The 23,380-nt window shown below is 75.3% G+C and carries 7 protein-coding genes; 5 read left to right on the top strand and 2 right to left on the bottom strand.

Annotated features, from left to right (window positions below; translation table 11 throughout):
* From ACZ6O2_RS26125 to ACZ6O2_RS26105, 5 genes are all read left to right on the top strand, one after another.
* The coding region (locus tag ACZ6O2_RS26125) for a type I polyketide synthase (protein ID WP_466024673.1) at positions 1-6,832 on the top strand (6,832 nt) is incomplete at its 5' end.
* A gap of 25 nt (positions 6,833-6,857) precedes the next feature.
* The gene (locus ACZ6O2_RS26120; RefSeq protein ID WP_466024672.1) at positions 6,858-12,332 is read left to right on the top strand and encodes a type I polyketide synthase; all 5,475 of its coding nucleotides are present in this window, start codon (positions 6,858-6,860) and stop codon (positions 12,330-12,332) included.
* Between the two features lie 86 nt (positions 12,333-12,418).
* Positions 12,419-13,471, top strand: a complete 1,053-nt coding sequence (locus ACZ6O2_RS26115) for an ABC transporter ATP-binding protein (RefSeq protein ID WP_350711461.1) — start codon at positions 12,419-12,421, stop codon at positions 13,469-13,471.
* Positions 13,468-14,307, top strand: coding sequence for an ABC transporter permease (locus tag ACZ6O2_RS26110; RefSeq protein ID WP_350711463.1), 840 nt, complete (start codon positions 13,468-13,470; stop codon positions 14,305-14,307). Before ACZ6O2_RS26115 ends, ACZ6O2_RS26110 begins: the two co-directional genes overlap by 4 nt.
* A 476-nt stretch (positions 14,308-14,783) precedes the next feature.
* Positions 14,784-16,199 (top strand): glycosyltransferase, encoded by a 1,416-nt coding sequence (locus ACZ6O2_RS26105; protein WP_466024671.1) that lies wholly within the window; start codon positions 14,784-14,786, stop codon positions 16,197-16,199.
* Positions 16,200-16,261: 62 nt separating this feature from the next.
* On the opposite strand, the gene ACZ6O2_RS26100 is transcribed toward ACZ6O2_RS26105, so the two are convergent.
* Positions 16,262-19,078, bottom strand: coding sequence for a helix-turn-helix transcriptional regulator (locus ACZ6O2_RS26100; RefSeq protein WP_466024670.1), 2,817 nt, complete (start codon positions 19,076-19,078; stop codon positions 16,262-16,264).
* 540 nt (positions 19,079-19,618) lie between these two features.
* Positions 19,619-22,465 (bottom strand): AAA family ATPase, encoded by a 2,847-nt coding sequence (locus ACZ6O2_RS26095; protein WP_466024669.1) that lies wholly within the window; start codon positions 22,463-22,465, stop codon positions 19,619-19,621.
* Positions 22,466-23,380 lie beyond the last annotated feature (915 nt).

The raw sequence follows: 23,380 nt of genomic DNA, 5'->3' as shown, positions 1-23,380 counted from the left end.
CCTCGCCACCGCCCACGCCATCGGCCTGCCCGTCGACCTCACGACCGTCCTCGCCGCGACCGACACCGTCGCACTGCCCACGTACGCCTTCGACCACCACCGGTACTGGCCCGCGCCGCCGGTCTTCCTCGCCGCCCCCGACAGCGCGCCGGACATCGACCGGTGGCGCTACCGGGTCACCTGGCAGGCCGTGCCCGACCTGCCGCTGACCTGGCTCGCCGGCACCTGGCTCGTCCCGCTGCCCGCGGGGCTGGGCGACGACCCGCTGGTCACCGGGGTGCTGGGGGCGCTCGGCAACTTCGGCGCGGACGTCGTACCCGTGGAGCTGGACGCCACCGACGAACCGGCGGCGCTGGTCGACCGGCTGCGCGCCGCGCTCCCCGGCCCGGACCGGCCCGCCGCCGTGCTCTCGCTGCTCGGCTTGGACGAGCGGGCGCACCCGGAGCACCCGGCGACCTCGCTGGCCGCCTCGGGCACCGCCCTGCTGGTGCAGGCGCTCGGCACGCTCGACGTCGAGGCGCCGCTGTGGTGCGCGACCCGGGGGGCCGTCGCGGTCTCCGCCGACGACCTGCCGCCGCACCCGGTGGCCGCCTCCGTCTGGGGGCTCGGCCGCGCCGTCGCCCTCGAACACCCCGGCCGCTGGGGCGGCCTGCTCGACCTGCCGGGCACCCTCGACGCGCAGACCGGCGCCCTGCTCTGCGCGGCGCTCGGCGACAACGGCGGCGAGGACCAGCTCGCCGTCCGCGACTCCGGGGTCTTCGTCCGCCGGCTCGCCCGGATCGCCGAGCCCGAGCCGACCGGCGACCCGGCGGACGACGGCTGGCGGATGCGCGGCACCGTCCTGATCACCGGCGGCACCGGGGGGCTGGGCGGGCACATGGCCCGCTGGGCCGCCCGTTCCGGCGCCGCGCACGTCCTGCTGGCCAGCCGGCGCGGCCCGGACGCCCCGGGCGCCGCCGAGCTGGAGGAGGAGCTGACCGACCTCGGCGTACGGGTCACCGTGGCCCGCTGCGACGTCACCGACCGGGCGCAGCTGGCCGACCTGCTGGCCGCCGTACCCGCCGACGCCCCGGTGACCGCCGTGCTGCACACGGCCGCCGTCCTCGACGACGGCATCGTCGACACCGCCACCCCGCAGCGCCTGCACACCGTCGCCGCGCCCAAGTGCGCCGCCGCCGTCCACCTGGACGAGCTGACCCGGGACCTGGACCTGGACGCCTTCGTGCTCTTCTCCTCGGTCGCCGGCACCACCGGCAACGCCGGGCAGGGCGCGTACGGGGCGGCGAACGCCTTCCTCGACGCCCTCGCCGAGCGGCGCCGGGCCGAGGGCCGCCCCGCCCTCTCCGTGGCCTGGGGCGCGTGGCGCGGGGCGGGCCTGCCCGCCGACAACGAGCGCGCCCAGCAGCGGCTGCGCCGGGGCGGCATGGTCGGCATGGACCCCGCCCTGGCCGTCGAGGCCCTCGCGCGGGCGCTGCGGCGCGACGACGCGACCACCGTCATCGCCGACATCGACTGGGCCCGGTTCGCCCCCGCGTTCACGCTGGTCCGGCCCAGCCCGCTGATCGGCGACCTCGCCGAGGTGCGCGAGGCGGCCCGGCAGGTCGCGCAGGAGACCGTCGAGGAGGAGCCGGACGCGCCGTCGAACCCAGCGGCCCGACGGTTCGCCGGGCTCGCCCCGGCGGAGCGTGCCGCGGCGCTGCTGGAGCTGGTCCGCCAGTGCGCGGCGACCGCGCTCGGGTACGGCGCGGCCGACGACATCCCGGCCACCCGCCCCTTCCGCGACCTGGGCCTGGACTCGCTGACCGCGGTGGACATGCGCAACTTCCTGGCCACCGCCACCGACCTGCGGCTGCCCGCGACGCTCGCCTTCGACTACCCCAACCCGACGGTGCTCGCCGCGCACCTCGACGAACTGCTCACCGGGGTCGCGCCGGACGCGGCCGCCCCCGCCCCGGCCACCACGGTCGTGGACGACGAGCCGATCGCCATCGTGGCGATGAGCTGCCGCCTCCCCGGCGGGGCGGACACCCCGGAGCAGCTGTGGCAGCTCCTCGCCGCCGGCGGCGACGCGATCGGCGAGTTCCCGACCGACCGGGGCTGGGACCTCGACCGGCTCTTCGACTCCGACCCCGAGAACGAGGGCACCAGCTACGCCCGCGAGGGCGGCTTCGTCGCCGGGGTCGCCGACTTCGACGCCGGCTTCTTCGGCATCAGCCCCCGTGAGGCCCTCGCCATGGACCCGCAGCAGCGGCTCCTGCTTGAGGCGGCCTGGGAGGCCATCGAGCGGGCCGGGATCGACCCCCAGGCGCTGCGGGGCAGCCCCACCGGTGTCTTCGTCGGCACCAACTACCAGGACTACCGCAACCTGATGTACAGCGCCGAGGGCGCCGAGGGTCACCTGATGACCGGCAACGCCGGCAGCGTCCTCTCCGGCCGGGTGTCGTACACCCTCGGGCTGGAGGGCCCGGCCGTCTCGGTGGACACCGCCTGCTCCTCGTCGCTGGTGGCGCTCCACTGGGCCTGCCAGGCGCTCCGCCAGTCGGAGTGCTCCCTCGCCCTCGTCGGCGGCGTCACCGTGATGTCCACCCCCGGCGTGTTCGTCGGCTTCAGCCGGCAGCGGGGGCTGGCCCCGGACAGCCGGGTCAAGGCGTTCGCCTCCGCCGCCGACGGCACCAGCTGGGGCGAGGGCCTCGGCCTGCTGCTGGTCGAGCGGCTGTCCGACGCCCGCCGCAACGGTCACCCGGTGCTCGCGGTGATCCGGGGCAGCGCCGTCAACCAGGACGGCGCGTCCAACGGCCTCACCGCGCCCAACGGGCCGTCGCAGCAGCGGGTGATCCGGCAGGCCCTCGCCAACGCCGGCCTCACCCCGGCGGACGTGGACGCCGTCGAGGCGCACGGCACCGGCACCAGGCTCGGCGACCCGATCGAGGCGCAGGCCCTGCTCGCCACGTACGGCCGGGAGCGCCCCGACGACCAGCCCCTCTGGCTGGGCTCGATCAAGTCCAACATCGGCCACACCCAGGCCGCCGCCGGCGTCGCCGGGATCATCAAGATGGTGCTGGCCCTCCAGCACGGCTACCTGCCGCAGACCCTGCACGTCGACGAGCCGACCGACCAGGTGGACTGGACCGTCGGCGCGGTCGAGCTGCTCGACGAGGGCCGCCCGTGGCCCGTCACCGGCCACCCGCGCCGGGCCGCCGTCTCCTCGTTCGGGATCAGCGGCACCAACGCGCACACCATCCTCGAGCAGGCGCCCGAGCCGACCGCGCCGGTCGAGCCGGTCGAGCCGGCGGGGGACCCGGCCCGGCTACCGGTGGTGCCGGTGCTGCTGTCGGCGCGTACCGCGGCCGCGCTGGCCGCCCAGGCCGGCTGGTGGGCCGACCAGCTGACCGGGCCGGCGGCCCCGCGGCTGGTCGACGTCGGCTGGTCGTCGGTGGCCTCCCGGGCCACCCTGGACCACCGGGCCGTCGTCCTCGCCGCCGACCGGACCGCCCTGGACGCCGGGCTGCGCGCCCTCGCCGCCGGCGAGGACTCGCCGCTGCTGGTCACCGGGGCGGCCGCGTCCCGGCCGAAGGTGGCGTACCTGTTCTCCGGGCAGGGAGCCCAGCGGGCCGGCATGGGTCGCGAGCTGGCCGAGGCGTTCCCGGTCTTCGCCGCCGCCCTCGACGAGGTCTGCGCCGCCCTCGACCCGCACCTGCCTCGACCGCTCAAGCCGGTGCTGTTCGCCGAGGCCGGCGCCCCCGACGCGGAGCTGCTGGACCGGACCGAGTTCACCCAGCCGGCGCTCTTCGCCGTCGAGGTGGCGCTGTTCCGGCTGCTGGAGGCGTGGGGCGTCCGCCCCGACGCGGTCGCCGGGCACTCCATCGGCGAGTTCGCCGCCGCTCACGCCGCCGGGGTGCTCTCCCTGGCCGACGCCGCCGAGCTGGTCGCCGCCCGGGGCCGGCTGATGCAGGCGCTGCCGGCCGGCGGGGCGATGCTCGCCATCGCCGCCGGCGAGGCCGAGGTGACCGCCGCGCTCGGCGACCGCGCCGACCGGGTCTCGGTCGCCGCCGTGAACGGCCCCGCCGCCGTGGTGGTGTCCGGGGCCGGCGACGCCGTCGAGGAGTTGGCCGCCGAGTGGACCGCCCGGGGCGTCCGGATCCGGCGGCTGACGGTCAGCCACGCGTTCCACAGTCCGCTGATGGACCCGGTGCTCGACGACCTCGCCGCCGTCGCCGGCCGGCTGCGGTACCAGGCCCCGACCATCCCGATGGTCTCCACCGTCACCGGCGCGCCGGTCGACGTGACCGAGATCGGTACGCCGGAGTACTGGGTGCGGCACGCCCGCGACGCCGTGCGCTTCGCCGACGCCGTCGCCACGCTGCGGGACCGCAACGTCACCGGCTACATCGAGGTCGGCCCGGACGGGGTGCTCACCGCCCTCGCCCAGGCCGTCCTCGCCGAGGGCGCCCCAGCCGGCGGCCGGGCCCCGCTGGTCGTACCCGCGCTGCGCCGGGAGCGTCCCGAGCCGGCCACCCTGCTGCGGGCGGTCGCCGCCCTGCACGCCCACGGCGTCTCCCCGGACTGGTCCGCCCTCTACGAGGGCGCCGGCGCCCAGCGGGTCGACCTGCCCACGTACGCCTTCGACCGGCAGCGCTACTGGCCGGAGCCGCCGCCCTGGGCCGCGCTGGCGGCCGAGGACGACGGCACCGAGGTCGAGCGCCGCTTCTGGGCGGCCGTCGAGGCCGAGGACTTCGACTCGCTGGTCCGCGATCTCGAGGTGGACCGCGACCAGCCGTTCGGGGCGGTGCTGCCCGCCCTGTCGGCGTGGCGGCGGCGCGGGCGGGAACGCGCCCTCGTGGACGGCACCCGGTACCGGGCGGTCTGGGAGCCGCTCGCCGAGCCGCCCGCGGCGGAGGAGTCCGGCCGCTGGCTCGTCCTGCTGCCCGCAGACCGGGCGGACGACCCGGACCTGAACTCCTGCACCTGGGCCCTCGGCGGGGACGTCACCACCGTGCCCGTCGACACCGCCGCCGAGTCGGACGAGCTGACCGGGGGATTCGCGGCCGTCCTCACCGAGGCGCTCGGCGCGGCCGACGAGCCGCTGTCGATCCTCTCCTTCCTCGGCCTCGACGACGCCCCGCACGCCGAGCACCCGGCGCTGCCCCGCGGTCTCGCCGCGACCGTGCACCTGCTCCAGCAACTGACCGACCTGGACGCCCCGGCCCGCCTCTGGTGCGTCACGCAGGGGGCCGTCGGGGTCGGCGACGACGACGTCCCGCTCAACCCCCGACAGGCGATGCTGTGGGGCCTGGGCCGGGTGGCGGCGCTCGAGCAGCCCGCCCGTTGGGCCGGGCTGGTGGACCTGCCCACCACCCTCGAGGCGTGGACGGCGATGCGGCTCGGCGGCATCCTCACCGGCGGTGGCGTCGAGGACCAGGTGGCCGTCCGCGACTCCGGCGTGCTGGTCCGGCGGCTCGCCCCCGCCGTCACCGCCGGGGAACCCGAGCCGTGGCAGCCTCGGGGCACCGTGCTGATCACCGGCGGCACCGGCGCACTCGGCGGGCACGTGGCCCGCTGGGTGGCCGGCGCCGGCGCGGAGCGGGTGGTGCTGACCAGCCGACGGGGCACCGACACCCCGGGCGCGACCGACCTGCTCGCCGAGCTGACCGGCCTCGGGGTGGACTGCAGGGTCGCGCGGTGCGACGCCGCAGACCGGACCGCGATGGCCGACCTCCTGGCCGACCTGCGGCGGGAGGGGCCGCCGCTGCGCGCGGTGGTGCACGCCGCCGGGGTCAGCGAGGTGGTGCCGCTGGCCGACACCACCCTGGAGGACCTGGCGTACGTCATCGCCCCGAAGCTGTCCGGCGCCGAACTCCTCGACGAGCTGCTCGACGGCGTCGAGCTGGACGCGTTCGTGCTCTTCTCCTCCATCTCGGCCGTGTGGGGCAGCGGCGGGCAGGGCGCGTACGCGGCCGGCAACGCCTACCTGGACGCGCTCGCCGAGCGGCGGCGCGGCCGGGGCCTGGCGGCCACGTCCGTCGCCTGGGGGCCGTGGACCGAGTCGGGCATGTACACCGACGGTGCGGCGGAGCAGTTGCGCCGCCGCGGCCTGCGGGTGATGCCGCCGGGCGTGGCGATGGCCGGGCTGCGGCACGCCCTGGCGGTCGGTGACACCTGCGTCACCGTGGCGGACGTCGACTGGGCCGTCTTCCAGCCGCTGTTCACCTCGCTGCGGCCCAGCCCGTTGCTGGCGGACCTGCCGGCCGTACGCGCGCTGGCCGCCGCCCCCGCCGCCGGGCCGGACGTGCCCGCGCCCGTCGCCCGGGACCTGCTCGCCGGTCTGCGGGCGCTGCCCGGCGACGAGCGGCGGGCCGCGCTGCTGGACATGGTGCGGGTGGACGCGGCGAAGGTGCTCGGCCACTCCTCGGCCGACGTGATCGACACCGACCGGGGCTTCCTGGACCTCGGCTTCGACTCGCTCACCGCCGTGGAGCTGCGCAACCTGCTCTCCGCAGCCACCGGGCACGACCTGCCCACCACGGTCGTCTTCGACTACCCGACCCCCGAGGGTCTCGCCGACCACCTGCACGAGGAACTCTTCCCCGATCACGGCGGGGACGTCGGCGGCGGCGACGAGGAGTCGGTCCGTCGGGCCATCGCCGCGATCCCGCTGGACCAGCTGCGGCAGGCGGGTTTGCTCGACCAGTTGCTCCAACTGGCCCGCACGAGCGCCGGCCCGGTGGCCAGCGCGCCCGCCGCCCCGGCCGCGCCGCCCGCGCCCGAGGCCCAGATCCGCGAACTCGACGTCGCCGGCCTGGTCAGGATGGCCCTGGAAGGCTCCGACTCGTGACCCGGCCGGCCCTGAGGAGCCTTCGATGAGTGTGTCACTGGACGAGGTCGTCAACGCGCTGCGCGCGGCCCTGCTCGACAATCAGAAGCTCAAGCAGCAGAACCAGCAGCTCACCGCCTCGCTCAGCGAGCCGGTGGCGATCATCGGGATGAGCTGCCGGTTCCCCGGTGGGGTCGCCTCGCCCGAGCAGCTGTGGGACCTCGTCGCCGCGGGGGCCGACGCGATGTCGGCGTTCCCCGACGACCGAGGCTGGAACCTGGGCGCGCTCTACGACACCGACCCCGACAGCCGGGGCACGTCGTACGTGCGGGAGGGCGGTTTCCTCTACTCCGCCGGGGACTTCGACCCCGCCTTCTTCGGCATCAGCCCCCGCGAGGCCCTCGCCATGGACCCGCAGCAGCGGCTGCTGCTGGAGACCGCCTGGGAGGCGTTCGAACGGGCCGGCATCGACCCGACCACGCTGCGTGGCGCGCCCACCGGCGTGTACGCAGCGACCAGCCAGGGCGACTACGCGGCGCTGCTCTCCGGGGTCAGCGGCGGCGTCGAGGGCTACCTCGGCACCGGCAGCGCCGCCGCCGTGGCGAGCGGCCGGATCTCGTACGCCCTCGGGCTGGAGGGGCCGGCGGTCACCGTGGACACCGCCTGCTCGTCGTCCCTGGTCGCGCTGCACCTCGCCTGCCAGGCGCTGCGGTTGGGGGAGTGCACCCTGGCGCTGGCCGGCGGGGTGTCGGTGATGGCCACCCCGACCGTCTTCGTCGAGTTCTCCCGACAGCGCGGCCTGTCCACCGACGGCCGGTGCAAGTCGTTCGCCGCCGCCGCCGACGGCACCGGCTGGTCGGAGGGGGTCGGCATGCTGCTCGTCGAGCGGCTCTCCGACGCCCGCCGCAACGGCCACCCGATCCTCGCCGTGGTGCGGGGCAGCGCCGTCAACCAGGACGGCGCGAGCAGCGGGCTGACCGCCCCGAACGGCCCCTCGCAGCGGCGGGTGATCCGGCAGGCGCTGGCCAACGCCGGGCTGACCGCCGACCAGGTGGACGTGGTGGAGGCACACGGCACCGGCACCACCCTCGGCGACCCGATCGAGGCGCAGGCGTTGCTGGCCACGTACGGGCAGGACCGGCCCGCCGACCGGCCGTTGTGGCTGGGGTCGGTCAAGTCGAACATCGGGCACACCCAGGCCGCCGCCGGGGTGGCCGGGGTGATGAAGATGGTGCTCGCCATGCGGCACGGGGTGCTGCCACCCACCCTGCACGTCGACGAGCCCACCCCGCACGTCGACTGGACCGCCGGGGCCGTGTCCCTGCTGACCGGGACGGAGCCCTGGCCGGCCACCGGGCAGCCGCGCCGGGCCGGGGTGTCCGCGTTCGGCATCAGCGGCACCAACGCCCACGTCATCATCGAGCAGGCCGCCGACGCGGACGCCGACAGCGGCCGGCCCGCCGGCCCGCCCGCCCCGCCGGCCCCGCCGGCCCCGTGGATCATCTCCGCCCGCTCCGCGCCGGCCCTGGCCGGGCAGGCCCGCCGACTGCTGGACCACCTGACCGCCCACCCCGACCTGGCCCCGGCCGACGTGGCGTACTCGCTGGTCACCACCCGGGCGACGTTGCCGCACCGGGCCGTCGTGACCGGCGACGACCGGGACGCCCTGCTGGCCGGCCTGCGCGCGGTCGCCGAAGACCGGCCCACCCCCGGCGTGGTGCGCGGGGTGGCCCGCCCGGCCGGCAAGGTCGCCTTCCTCTTCACCGGCCAGGGCGCGCAGCGCCCCGGCATGGGCGCCGAGCTGCACCGCCGGTTCCCCGTCTTCGCGGCCGCCTTCGACGAGGTGGCCGGGGAACTGGACCAGCACCTGAGCCGCCCGCTGCGCGAGGTGCTCCTCGCCCGCCCCGGCTCGCCCGAGGCCGAGCTGCTGGACCGCACCGAGTTCACCCAGCCGGCGCTCTTCGCGTACGAGGTGGCCGCCTACCGGCTGGTCACCGCGTGGGGCCTGCGCCCGCAGCACCTGCTCGGCCACTCGGTCGGCGGGTTGGCCGCCGCGCACGTCGCCGGTGTGCTGTCGCTGGCCGACGCGGCGGCCCTGGTGGCTGCCCGGGGCCGGCTGATGCAGGCACTGCCGGCCGGCGGGGCGATGCTGGCGGTCCAAGCGTCCGAGGCCGAGGTGGCCCCGCTGCTCGGCGACCGGCTGGCGCTGGCCGCCGTGAACGGCCCGGCGTCGGTGGTGCTCTCCGGCGACGAGGACGCCGTGCTCGCGGCCGGCGAGCGGCTGGCCGCCCAGGGCCGGCGGACCCGCCGGCTGCGCGTCAGCCACGCCTTCCACTCCCCGCGGATGGACGCCATGCTGGCCGACTTCCGCGTGGTCGCGGAGAAGGTCACCTGGCACCCGCCGGCCCTGCCGGTCGTCTCCGACCGCACCGGCGCCCTGCTGACCGCCGCCGAGGCCACCGACCCGGGCTACTGGGTCGACCACGTCCGGGACACCGTCCGCTTCCACGACGCGGTCGCCACCCTCGCCGCCGCCGGGACGGCTACCTTCCTGGAGCTCGGCCCCGACGGGGCGCTGACCGCGATGGCCCGGGAGTGCCTGCCCGACGCCGACCCGGCGGCCTTCGCGTCGGTCGGCCGCCGGGACCAGCCGGAGCCGGCCAGCCTGCTTGGCGCGATCGCCGCCGTCGACCTGCGGGGAGCCGGCGTCGACTGGTCGGCCCTGTTCGCCGGCACCGACGCCGCCCGGATCGAGCTGCCCACCTACGCCTTCCACCACGAGCGGTACTGGCCGGACCCGCCCGTGGTCGACCTCGGTCAGCCGGCTCAGGTGGGCGAGGACGAGGAGTTCTGGGTCGCGGTGGAGGCCGAGCGCCCCGCCGCGCTGGCCGCCGTGCTCGGCCTCGACACCGACCGGCAGGACGCGCTGACGGCGCTGCTGCCCGCCCTCGCGGCCTACCGAGGGCGTCGGCGTCGTGGTTCCGAACTGGGCGGTCTGCGGTACCGCACCGGCTGGGTCCGGGTCGACCCGCCGTCCGTCGGCGCCGCGCCGGCCGGCCCCTGCCTGGTGGTCGCCGGGGCCGGGACCGACGCCGCGGCGGTGCTGGCCGCACTGCGGGCCGAGGGCCTGGACCCGGTGCTCGTGACCGTGGGCGACGACCCGGGTGAGGTCACCCGGGCCCTGCCCACCGGGGGTACCCCGTCGGTCGTGGTCTCGCTGCTGGCGGCGGGGGAGCCGGCCGGGGCGACCGGGACGGCCCCGCTGGCCGGCACCGCCGCGCTGGTCCGGACCCTGGGCGCCGCCGGGAGCACCGTGCCGGTGTGGACGGTGACCCGGGGCGCCGTCGCCGTCGACGCGGACGACCCCGCGCCCGGCGTCGCCGGCGCGTACCTCTGGGGTCTCGGCCGGGTGCTGGCGTTGGAACAGCCGCGACTGTGGGGCGGGCTGGTCGACCTGCCGGCGGAGCCGGACGACGCCGCCCTCGCGGCGCTCGCCCGCCTCGTCGCGGCCGACGGCGACGAGGACCAGCTCGCGGTCCGTCCCGGCGGGGTGTACGCGCGGCGGCTGTCCCGCGCCCCGGCCGGCCCCGCCGCCGAGGACTGGCGCCCCCGGGGCGCGGTCCTCGTGCACGGCGCGGCTGCGGTGCGCGTCCCGCACCTGCTGCGCTGGCTCGTCGACCGCGGCGCGACCCACCTCGTCCTCGCCGGGCCCGCGGCGCCCACCGGGCTGGACGTCGCCGTCACCGCCGTCGACGACCTCGACCGGCTGCCCGAGGTGCTGGACCGGCTGGCCGCCGACGGCACCGGAGTCCGCACCGTCCTGCACGTCGCCGACTCCGACGGCGCCGGCGACCCGGTCTCGACCCTGGAACCGTCCGACCTGGCCGACGCCGTGGCCGCCCGCACCGCCGCCGTGGAACTGCTCGACCGGGCGTGCGGCGACCGGCCGATCGACGAGTTCGTCGTCTTCTCCTCGACCGCCGCCGTCTGGGGCGGCGGAGGCGCGGCGGTCGCCGCGGCCGCCGGCGCGGGGCTGGCGGCGCTGGCCGCGCGCCGCCGCGCCGCCGGCCGGCCGGCCACCGTCGTCGCCTGGGTGCCCTGGGCGGACGAGGTCGCCGAGCCGGGGCAGCTGCGCCGCCGTGGGGTCCGCCCGCTCGCCACCGACGTGGCCGTGTCCGCCCTGCAACAGGCCCTGGGACATGGCGACGACCAGGTCGCGCTCGCCGACCTCGACTGGCCCGCGTTCGTGCCGGCCTTCACCGCCGTACGGCCCAGTCCGCTGCTGCGCGGCGTGCCCGAAGCGGTCGATGCGGACCGGGACGCCCGGCCCGCAGGCGAGGCGAGCGATCCGGCCCGGGTGCTGCGCGAGCGGTTGGCCGCCGCTTCGGCCGGCGACCGGCACCACATCCTGCTGGACCTGGTCCGGGCGCGAGTGGCCACGGTGCTCGGGCACGCCTCGCCCGGGGCGGTCGAGGCCGACCGGGACTTCCTGGAACTCGGCTTCGACTCGTTGACCGCGCTGGAACTGCGGGACGCGCTGCGTCAGGAGACCGGGGCGGAGCTGTCCGCCACCCTGCTCTTCGACCACCCCACCCCGACGGCGCTGGCCCACCACCTGCTCGGCCAGCTCGTCGGCGCGGACGAGGCCGAAGCCGTCCCGGACGCTGCCGGGGAGCCCGCCCCGGGAGGCGCCGGCGGTGGACTGCTCGGTGGGCTGTTCAACCAGCCCAAGGCGCGCGAGGATCCGGCCGGGTACGCCGAACTCCTGGTCAAGCTCGCCCAGTTCCGGCCCAGCTTCAGCGAACCCGCGCAGCTCACCCGCCCGGCCGGCATCCTCCGGCTGGCCGGGGGCGGCGCCGGGGCGCCGCTGGTGTGCTGCTGCACCATGTCCCTGCTCTCCGGGGCCCACGAGTACGCCCGACTCGCCTCCGGTTTCCGTGGAGTGCGGGATGTCTGGGCCCTGCCCAACCCGGGCTTCGGGGTGGGCGAGGAACTGCCCGCCGACCTCGACGCCCTGCTGCGGGTGCACGCCGACACGGTGCTGCGCACGGTCGGCGCCGGCCCGTTCGTGCTCGCCGGCCACTCCGGCGGTGCGATGGTGGCAAACCTGCTCGCCGGCGAGCTGGAACGCCAGGGCCGATCGCCGGCCGCGGTCGTGCTGATGGACACCTACCCGGCCAACAGCGAGGTGCTCGGCCGGTGGGTGCCGCAGCTGCTCGACGGGATGATCGACCGGGACAGCGCGTACACGCCGATGGACGACTGGCGGACGACGGCCTGGGCCGGATACCTGCCGCTGTTCCTGGACTGGCAGCCCGCCCCGATGGCGGCGTCGACGCTGCTGGTCCGGGCCAGCGAGCCGCTGGGGGAGTGGGACGGCGAGGAGGGCGGCTGGCGGTCCCGCTGGCCGTACCCGCACGAGGCGGTGGACGCGGCCGGTGACCACTTCAGCATGGTCGCCGACCGGGGGCCGGAGCTCGCCGGCACGGTGCAGCGGTGGCTGACCGGGCAGCGCCTCTGACGTTCCCGCCCCTGGCGTGCCCCTAGCGCCCCCTATCGGCGCACGCACATCTATCGGATCCACGAACAGGACGGGAGCATGACGACGTGGACGAGGCAGTGGTGGTCACGGAGCTGGTCAAGCAGTACCAGCCCAACATGCCGCCGGCGGTGGACGGACTGAGTTTCTCCGTCGCCGCGGGTGAGGTGTTCGGTCTGCTCGGGCCGAACGGCGCGGGCAAGACGACGACGATCGGGGTGCTGACCACACGGGTGCGGGCCACCTCCGGCCGGGCCACCGTGTGCGGCGCGGACGTGATCGGCGCCCCGGCTGTAGCCCGACAGATGCTGGCGGTGGTACCCCAGCGGGTGAACCTGGACCGGGCGCTGACCGTCCGGCAGAATTTGCTGTTCCACGCGGCGTACCACCGGGTGCCCCGGGCGGAGCGCATCCGCCGCGCCGACGAACTGCTGGAGCAGATGGGGCTGAAGGAGTTCGCCAACTCCCGCACCGACTTCCTCTCCGGCGGCCTCGCCCAGCGCACCATGATCGCGCGGGCGCTGATGCACTCGCCCCGGGTGCTTTTCCTCGACGAGCCGTCCGGCGGCCTCGACCCGCAGTCCCGGCTCTTCGTGCACGACCGGGTCGCCGAGTTGAAGCAGGCCGGGGTGACCGTGGTGGTCACCACCCACGACATGGACGAGGCGGAGAAGCTCTGCGACCGGGTCGGCATCATCGACCACGGCAAGCTGCTCACGTTGGACACCCCCGCCGCGCTGACCCGTACCCTGCCCGGCAGCAGCACGCTGACCCTCGTAGTGACCCCCGGTGCCCCCGCCGAGGAGGTGCGGGTCGCACTGGGTGCCATCCCGGACGTGGAGCAGGTGGAACACTTCCAGGTGAAGAACCCCGCCCCCGCCGCGGCGCCGACATTCCCCGGCATGCCGGCGATGCCGTTGCCGGCACCGGCCGCGGAGGCGCCCGCTGATCCGGACGCCCCGCTCTCCTTCCGGGTCTACACCAGCACCCAGCCGGCAAACGCGATTCCAATGGCGATGAAGATCCTCGCCGACCTGGGATGCGAGGTCCGGGACCTCAACATCGGCCAGCCCAGCCTGGAAGACGTCTTCATCCACCTGACCGGAAGGGAACTTCGGTGAGCGTCACCGCCCCCGCCACCCCGTCCGCGCCGTCGACGGCCGCGGCGCCGCCGCCGGTGCGCGCGATGGACCAGTTCGCCACGTTCCGCGCGGTGCTCTCGCGGGACCTGTTCGTCACCGGCCGGGAACTGGTGGGCTTCCTGCTCCAGGTCTTCATCCAGCCGCTGTTCATGCTGCTGATCTTCGGCAAGGTGCTCGGCGACCTGGGGTACGCCAGCGACGACTTCACCAACGTGCTGCTGCCCGGCGTGATCGCGCTGAACGCCTTCCTGATCGGGCTCGAGAACACCGCGCTGCCGATGGTGATGGACTTCTCCTTCACCCGCGAGATCGAGGACCGCCTCCTGTCGCCCATGGCGATCCCGCTGGTGGCCTTGGAGAAGATCGTCTTCGGCGGCATCCGCGGGCTGATCGCGGGCGTGGTGCTGATCCCGGTCGGCATGCTCATGCTCGACGTCACCTGGCCCTGGGCGGTGGTACTCAAGGTGATCGGGGTGCTGGCGGTCGGCGCGCTGGTCGGCGCTGCGGTGGGCCTGACCTTCGGCACCCTGGTCCCGACGCAGCACATCCAGATCATGTTCACCGTGGTGATGACCCCGCTGATGTTCACCGGCGCGACGCAGTTCCCGCTGCTCGGCCTGGACGGGCTGCGCTGGTACCAGGTGATCTGCTCGCTCAACCCGCTGACCTACATCAGCGAGGCGACCCGGTCGCTGGTCGCCCCGCCGGGGGTCGAGTCCGTGCCGCTCTGGCTGTGCATGACCGTCCTCGCCGGTGTCTTCGTGGTGTTCTCGGCCATCGGCATGCGCGGCTTCATGAAGCGCTCGATGGACTAGTTGTCCTTCTCCGCCGATGATCCGGCGGTGACCGCGAGGTGGTGGGAGACCTCCGGGTGGGGTGGGGCCTGTCAAGGCTCCGCCCCACCCGGAGGTCTTTCGTGTTTCCGGAGGCCGTAGGGCCGCGCCTCCGCGTTGCCGCGCGGACCGGGCCGATTCGCCCGGACAAATCAGTGTGGACCGCACCGCCACGCCATCGTCTTCATGTAAGTTATGACTATCTATATAGATAGCGGTAACAGAGGGTGCCGGGCTGCCAAGGAGTGGTAAACCCTCGCCTCGACGCTCCGCCGACCCGTGTGCCGCATCGACACGCCTTGACAGCCGACCCCGCTCGCCTGGCTGAACGGCTCCACCATCAGCCCGCCTGTGCCCGACCGCACGCGACCGCACCGTGTGCCGCCGGGAGACCGCCGAACGGCGGCCCAGGTAACGGGACGGCGCGAGCCGCCAGATGGCGGGAAGGAGTGCTGGCGATGGTGGTCAGAACCGGAGACGACCGCGGCCGAGCCGTGCTGGTGGTCGCCTACAACAGCGCCGGGCTGTTCAACCCGCTGCTCAGCATCGTGGGCGAGTTGAAGGCCCGGGGCGTCCGCAACGTGTGCTTCGCGTCCACGGAGGACCGCCGGGCGGACGTGGGGGCGCTGCCCGGCCCAGGCGAGGTCTCGTTCGTCTCGCTCGGGCCGGCCCGCCCGCAGTCGTCACCGCACGCCTGGGACGACGCGACGTACCGGGCGCTGACCACCGGCGACCGGGTGGACAGCTTCGCGCGCTACGTCGATCTCTGCACCGACTACGACTACCTCCAGCAGCTCTACCGGCGCTGCCTCGACATGATCGACGAGATCGGGCCGGCGCTGGCCGTGGTGGACAGCCTCGCCACCTATGCCATGGACGCCGCGCAGACCCGGCAGGTGCCCTTCGTGGTCAGCATCTCGCTGCCGCCGTCCAACTTCCTCCAGGAGTTGCTGCCACCCCGCTATCCCACCCCGTTCTCCGGGATGCCGGAGCGGATGACGCCGCAGCAGCAGGCGACCAACGCGCGCTTCCGCAACCGGCTGGTCCGGGCGCTGACGCGGCCGGAGCGGTTGCGGCGGAACCTCGCCGCTGTGGCCGCCCGCAGGGCCGCCGGCCTGCACAACCCGGAGATGCGGCCGGCGCTCTACGCCGAGGCCGCCGCGGCGCTCATGTCGTACACGGTCTTCGGCTTCGAGTACCCGTTCCCGACCGCCCCGGCGACATTGCGGATGCTCGGTCCGGTGGTGCCCCGGGAGCTGCCGCCGGCCGACGGGGACGACGAGCTGACCCGGTGGCTGGACGACCACCCCTCGGTGGTCTACGTGGGGTTTGGCACGATCATGCGACTGTCTCCCGGGCAGGTGAGGGCGATCGTCGAGGTCGCCGACCGGCTCGGGCCCGAGCACGCCGTGCTGTGGAAACTGCCCGCAGGCCAGCAGCAGTTCCTCCCGCCCGCCGAGCGGCTGCCGGGCAACCTGCGGGTGGAGGCGTGGCTGCCCTCGCAACTGCGGGTGCTGGCCCACCCGCACGTGCGCGCCTTCTTCAACCACGGCGCCGCCAACGCCGTCCACGAGGGCGTCCACTTCGCCACGCCGCAGCTGGTGATGCCGTTCTGGCTGGATTGCCCGGACGGCGCGGCGCGCGCGGTCGACAGCGGCGTGGCGCTGGCCGTCGAGCACACCGACGCCCTGGACGTCGAGGACATCGTCGCCAAGCTCACGCGCCTGCTGCGCGAGGACTCGTTCCGGGAGCGGGCCGAGCTGTGGAGCCGGCGGATGCGACGGGCCGGCGGGGTCGTCGCCGCCGCCGACCTCGTGCTGCGGCACCGCGACGAGGCCCCGGCCCGCCGACCCGCCGGGGTCGCCGTCGGCTGAGCCTGCGGCTGTCGTACGCGCCGAGGGGCGCCGTGCGTGGGCGCGGCGCCCCTCGGCGTGGGTCAGGAGGCGGCGCCCTGCGTCTCCTCGGCCAGCCCCTCCGCGTACGCGACGAGCCGGGACGGCAGGTCGGTGCGTCGCTTCACGTCGAGCTTGCGGTAGACCCGCGTCAGGTGCTGCTCGACCGTGCTCACGGTGATGAACAGTTTGCTGGAGATCTGCCGGTTGGTGTGCCCCTGGGCAGCCAGCGCGGCCACCCGACGCTCGGCGTCGCTCAGCCCGTCGTCCGGCTCCTGCATCTCGGCGGCCGTCGGGTACGCCGGCAGTCCGCTGCCCGGCTCCCGCCGGATCAGGCGCTGGGCCAGCACCGACGCGCCGCAGTCCTGGGCCAGCTGGTAGGCCCGGCGGACGAGTAGCCGGGCGCGGGCGGAGTCGCCGGCCCGTTGCAGCGTCTGGCCGGTGTCGCCGAGGGCTCGAACGAGCTCCAGGCGGTCGCCGCTGGACTGGAGCAGGTTGACCGCTTCGGAGAGCAGCTTGCGCCGGTGGTCCGGGGCGGCGGTGGTGGCGAGCAGCCGCAGCGTCCGACCCCGGGTCCGGTCGTCGACCCCGTGCGGCACCCGCAGCTGTTCCTGGAGAAGCTGCGTGGCCTGCGCCTTGTTGCCGACGCTGAGTTGCACCCGGGCAAGCTCCAGCCGCCACGGCACCAGCCCGGCGGCGTCGATGCCCCAGGTGCGCATCAGCTCGCCGCACCGCCGAAGGTCGGTGATCGCGGCGTGGGGCCGCCGTACGGCCAGGTGGTGCCGGGCGCGGGCGGCCAGGTAGTGCAGTCCCAGCGGGGTGCGGAACATGCCGGGCGGAACCGGGTGGGCGAGCCACCGGTCGGCCTCGGACAGCCGCACCGCCTCGGTCGCGCAGGCGATGAGCGTGGCCAGCGGGCCCGCGACCGCCACACCCCATGCCGGAGCGGGGATGTCCTCCAGCGCCGTGCGGGCGTGGTGCTCGGCGCCGGGCAGGTCACCGACGCGCAGCGCCGCCTCGGCCCGGACCGCCCGGATGACGGCCCGCCACACCGGAGCGTGCCGGGCGGCCGGCCGGCCGAGCAGGACGTCACCCCAGGCGGCGGCCCGGTCGGACCGGCCCGCCCACAGCAGCGCCAGCAGGGGGGCGGTCAGCAGACCCAGCGAGCCGTCGTCGGTGTGGTGACGCTGGAGGAGCTGCTCGGCGGTCGCCACGGTGTCGTTCTCCGCGGCCGGGGTCAGCGCGGTGTGCAGCACCGTCACCGCCTGCAACAGCGGGCTGATCGTGGCCGGCGCGCTCGCCGCCCGGCTCCACGCCGTCGGAGCCTCCCGCACCGTGGCCAGGTGGTCCGGGTGGGAGAGCGCGACCAGCAGCTGCATCATCCGCAGCCGCGTCGCCACGCCGCCCGGGCCGTGCTCGTCCTCCGTGGAGAAGCCGCTGACCGCCTCGGTGGCCTCCTCCACCCGACCCTGCCAGAGCAGGTAGGGCACGGCGGACAGGCCGACATCGCTGGACCACCCGGCGGCCCGCGCCGCCTCCACCAGCTCGCTGAGGTGTCCGTTCACGGCGAGCGGGTTGACCTGCCAGCGGGCGCTCACCAGCATCTCGGTGGTGGCGGCCCGTTGCCGCTCGTCCACGCACACGCGGGAGACGAGGCGCAGGCAGGCGGCGGCCACGTCGGGGCGGCCCGAGGCCAGGGCGTGTCCGGCGGCGTCCTGGAGCACCGGCACCACCCACGGCGCGTCCGCCCCGCCGGCGGCCACCAGATGCTCGGCGACCACGCTCGGCTCGGCGCCGTGGTCGTGCAGCACCTCGGCGGCCCGCTGGTGCAGGCCCCGCCGCTCGTCGGGTGACATGTCGCCGAGGATCGAGTGCAGGATGCGCGGGTGGCGCAGCTGGTCGGCCTCCATCAGGCCGGAGGTGCGCAGCACCCGCACCGCCGGGACCGTGGCCTCGGGTGCCACGTCGAGGAGGTGACCGAGCAGCTCGGTCGGGGCGGGCCGGTTGAGCACCGCCAGCGCCTGCGCCACCCGGCGTACCCCGGGCTCGTGCCGGTAGAGGCAGCCGAGCACGGCCTGGTCGAACGCGTCGCCGACGGCCGGGCCGTCGCCGTCGCCCGTCCCGCCGCTGGCCCGCTCCTCGAGCAGCGCCCGGGTGAGCAGCGGGTTTCCGCCGGTCATGTGCACGCAGCGTTCCGCCGTCTCCCGGGCCTCGGCGGTCTCGGTGTCGCCGCCGACGAGCCGGGCGATGGCGTCCACGGTCAGCGGCGGCAGGGTGATCCGGGCGAAGTGCGGCTGGCTGAGCAACTCGGCCCGGAACAACGGGTGCGGCGGGCGCAGCGTCGATGCCTCGGCGAGCACGACCATGATCCGGGCATGGCGCAGCCGACGGGTCACGTAGAGAAGGCAGTGCAACGAGGCCGGGTCCGCGTGGTGCACGTCGTCGACGACGAGGACCAGGGGCCCGGTGCCGGTCAGGTCGAGCAGGGTGGCGAAGAGGCCGTGCAGCAGGGGAGCCCAGGCCCGGTCGCCCTCGGCGGCCTCGCCGCCGGGCTCGGGCAGGGACATGGCGAAGGTGGCGTCGCCCATCAGCTTTTCGACCCGGGCCGCCGCGTCGGGCGCGAGCCGTGCACTGTGGAACAACTGCCCGATCACTCCCAGGTGGAGCCCGCGCTCCGCCCGGGAACCGGCAGCGCTCATCACCTGTCCGCCGGTGGCGGCCGCCCACTCGCCGAACGCCTCCAACAGACTGGTCTTGCCGCTCCCCACCGCGCCGGTGACCAGCGCGACGTGTCCTCGCTGCTGCTCCTCACACGCGCGGAACGCCCGCCGGAGACGGGTCGTCTGCTCCTCCTGCTGCACCAACACCAGCGTGTCAGCCCTTCTCGTACGCGGTGCGGAACCGGAACCCCGGCGCTGCCCGACACCGCTCCCCCTTGCCGGACGGCCGCCCCTCCACCGCGCCTACCGGGGGTAGGGGTGGAGCGCACCGGGCCGCCGTGCCGGATGGACCTGGAAATTTGTCGCCGGACCGCGCCGTTCAGGGGACGGTCCGTGCGACCAGGCGAGTCTGGCATCGGGGGGGTGGTGCGACAACGGGCGCGAGACCCCATCGTTTCGCGCGCAAACCTGCGGATCTTGTCCGTCATTAGGGGTTGCGCATGGCGCCGCAAGGGGTGTCGGGATTGGCCGGACAGCCGGAGATGACCACACCGTGAACGCCCGGTTTCGGTGGTACGCCTCGACGGTGCCACACCGCGGTTCTTTGGGGCAGGCCGGACGGCCGGAGTGTGACCCGATGAACAGCCGTCCGCTGTCGGTGGGCGCCGGCCGCCCGCCCGCCGGACCTTGCCGCAGGGAGGCGGTCAGGACGGGACGGCGAGCGCGGACGGCGGGTGACGGTCAGCGGAACCGTGGCCCGCGTGGACGGCCCCCCGGTTCGCTCTGCCCTGGGGGCGGCGGGTGCAGCAGGGTCGCGCCGGGCCGGTTCAGCCGCAGCCGGGCGGCCAGTTCGTTGCGCGAGTTGACGTGCAGCTTCCGGTAGATCCGGGTCAGCCGCTGTTCGATGGCGCTGACCGTCAGGAAGAGTTTCTCGGCGATCTCGCGGTTGGTGTGGCCCTGGGCGGCCAGGGTGGCCACCTGGGACTCCGCGTCGTTGAGCCCGTCGACCACCACCGCCGTGCCGGCGGGGCCTTCGGCCGAACCGGAGCCGGTGGTGGCCGTGCTGGCGCGCAGCAGCGGGATGCCGCACTCCTCGGCGAGGGCCCGGGCCGCCCGGGCCGCGGCGCGGGCCTCCCGCCGGTCGCCGGCCTGCTGGTAGGCGTGGCCGAGGTCGGTCAGGTTGTGCGCCAGCTCCACCCGGTCGCCGCACTGCCGCAGCAGCCGGGCGGCGCTGCGCAGGTGGGTGATCCGGTCCGGCCCGTCCTCCGCGGCGGCCAGCACCCGCAGTGCGGCGGCCCGGCAGCGCAGCTGGGCGGGTCGCAGCCGGGCCAGCTCCTCCCGGACCAGCTTCCCGGCCTGCTGGCGGCGGCCCATCCGGAGCAGCGCCCGGGCGGACTCCGTACGCCACGGGACCAGACCCGAGTGGTCCAGCCGCCACGAGGTCATCAACTGCCCGCAGAGCTGGAAGTCGGCCAGCGCGCCCTCGGGGCTTCCCGTGGCGAGAGCGTGCGTCCCGCGGGCGTGCAGGTAGTGCAGCCCGATCGGGGTCTTGAACATCGCCGGCGGGACCGGCACCTGGAGGCAGGCGGCCGCCGCGTCGAGCTCGTGCATGAAGGTGAGGGCCCGTAGGCGGACGGCGAGCGGCATCCCGATCGCCACCCCCCAACCCTTCGGCGAGAGCTGGCCCAGCGCCTCGTCCGCGAGCCGCTCCGCGCGGGGCAGGTCGCCGAGCCGGCCGCTGACGGACGCCCGGAGGACCGCGAGGGTCGCCGATGGCGAGGGGTGGCGTCGGGCGGCCGGAGTGCGCCCCAGCCGGTCGCACCAGTCGCCGGCCAGGTCCAGCCGGTCGGCGTAGATCATGGCGATGATGGCGCAGACGCTGGTCCACATGCTCGACTCGTCGTCCAGCCCGCCGGTGGACAGAGCCCGCTCGGCGTCGTCGACCACCGTGGCGTCACCGCGTTCGAGCGCGGCGGACAGCAGGGAGGCTCCCTCGAGCCCGCGCCTGACCTTGGCCATGGTGAACGGGTCCCGGGAGGCGGTGGTGGGCTTGGGCCGGCCGACCGTGACCCCGGGATAGAGGGTGGACATCCAGCCGGTGGTGACGAGCAGCTCGGCCGCGGACCGCGGATCCGCGCTGTCGGCCCGGTCGTTCAGGTGCTGGACGAGTTCGACGGCCTTGTCGACCTCACCGTGCCATAGCAGGTACTGGATCGGCCCCGCCGCCTGCTCGCTGCCCAGGTGCCCGGCGCGGACGGCGGTGGCGACGCCGATCAGGTGGGGGACCGCCGCCTGCGGGTCGAGCTGCCACTCGGCGCGGGCCAGCGCGGAGCGGATCCGCGCCCGCAAACAGTCGCCGACGGCGTTCCGGTTCGCCCGGCGCAGGTACCGCAGGGCGGTCTCCACCTCGCCGTCGACCAACGCCTGCTCGCCGGCGTCCAGCAGGCTCTGCGCCATCCAGGGCTCGGTCAGCTCGTCGAGCTTGACCAGGTGCGGCGCGACCCGTGCCGGCGGTGCGCCCTCGTCGTGCAGCAGGCAGGCCGCCTCCAGGTGCAGCCGGGCGCGTTCCTCGGCGGTCATCCCGTCGAGCACCGCCTGGCCCACCGCCGGATGCCGAAGCCCCGCCTCGGTGACCAGCCCGGCGCTGGTCGAGCCGTCGACGGCGCCCAGCGCGGACCGCGACCGGGCGCCGACGAGCTGGGACAGCAGGTTGCCGTGCAGGGGTTCGCCGGTCACGGCCAGCACCCGGGCAGCCTCGAGCACCGGGTGCTCGCAGCGGTACAGGCAGCTCAGCACGGCTTCCCGGAACGATTCGCCGGCGACGGGGTGGTCCGCGGGCCGGGGCGCGGCGGCATGGTCGTCGGCGAGCGCGTGCACCAGCAGTGGGCTGCCGCCGCTGATCCGGTGGCTCTCCTCGGCGATGGTCCGGGCAACCGGGACGCCGAGGCGGTGGGCGAGCACCTGGAACGTCCCGTCGACGGTGAGCAGCGGGAGCCGGATGCGGTGCAGCCTCGCGGGTTGCAGCAGCTCGGTGTAGACCTCGGGGCGCCAGGGCCTGGTGCGCGGCGCCTCGGTCAGCAGGACCAGCACGGGCAGGCCGGCGATCCGCCGGGCGATGTAGTCGAGGCACCGCAGCGACGCCACGTCGGCGTGGTGGACGTCGTCGACCGCGATGACGAGCGGGCCCCGGGCGGTCAGCTCGAGCAGGGCCCCGCCGATCGCGGCGGTGCTGCGGGCCGTGTCCTCGTCGTCGGTGCCGTCGACGTCGGCCCAGGCGAGGGAGCCCGCGTCCAGCAGCCGCCCGACGCGGGCCCGGTCGTCGGGATCCAACGCAGCGGCCCGGACGAGTTGGCGGACGACCTCCAGCGGGACGGTGCGTTCGGCGCGGGACGCGCTCGCGCCGAGGACGCGCGCCCCGGCCTCGCCGGCGCGCCGGGCGAAGGTCTGCAACAGCGCGGTCTTGCCGGAGCCGACCGGGCCGGTCAGTACGGTCACCGTCCGGCCGGTGGGGGTGCCGCCGGCGGCGATCAGGTCCGCGAGCCGGCGCTCCAGCAGGTCGAGCTGGCACGACCGCTCGGTCAGCTCCATCGACGCGGCCCCCGGTGGAGCGGGCGGCCCGCGGTCACCGGGCACGCCACCTGCCCTGCGCGGCCCTGGAGCTCGACGAAATCGGAGACCGGCAATTCTCGACCCATTCCAGTTTTGGTTATATAGATCGCCGTCGAGGAGCGACGGGCAACCATCGACCGACTTGACCGACTGGCGGCTCCGAGTTGCGGCCCACCAGTGCCGGCGATAATTCCCCAGCCCCTCTTGGTCGGCCCTCCTATCGACCGCCGTGATGGTGGGAGTATGGCAGTTCGGCAATTGGGCGGCAAGCCGAGGTTTGTAAAGGATAGGCAAACATCGGTTCGGTGCCCTTGCTGCCGCCATCACGCGTCCGGCGCGGGGTCCACAACAGAAAGTCGCCACCTGATCCCGTAACGTGAGCGGCGTTGCGCCGGTCGTCGAGGTCGCTTTTTATGACGATGTTGGCCATTGGTTGTCGCGCCTTCCCGTGCTAGGTGTGCGCGAGCCGCCCGCGAGCCGCGAGCGAGGGTTCGTCCCCGCCCGGCCCGGCTGGCCGTGTCGTCATGCCACTCGGGACCTGTCCGGTCGGTCGTCGCAGGGGTGGGCGGAATCTGGTGCCGGTCGGATGTGGGCAGTTCACCCCGGTGGTGGCGGCCAGGCTGGGGCGAGCGTTTGCCCCCGCCCGGTCGGTCCTCACGAGCGTCGTGCGACGCCCCGCGCTCAGGGTTCTGGTCGCGTCGCCGGTCGGTGGTCGGCCGGCTCATCCCGGGCCGGTTTCCAGGGAGGTGCCGGATGCCTGGTGGGCGGGGGAAATTATGAGAGATCCTCTGTTTGCCTTGCGAGGTAATGCGTCCCCCGCCCCGATGGCGTGACCCTCCGGTGGTCGCATCGGCCGGAAGGGAAGGGGCTTGCGTCGCGGCATCGTCCCAGGCG

The organism is Micromonospora sp. NPDC048040, from assembly GCF_055587185.1.
Note: the sequence above shows the minus strand (reverse complement) of the source record. Positions and strands in the feature narration are given on the sequence as shown.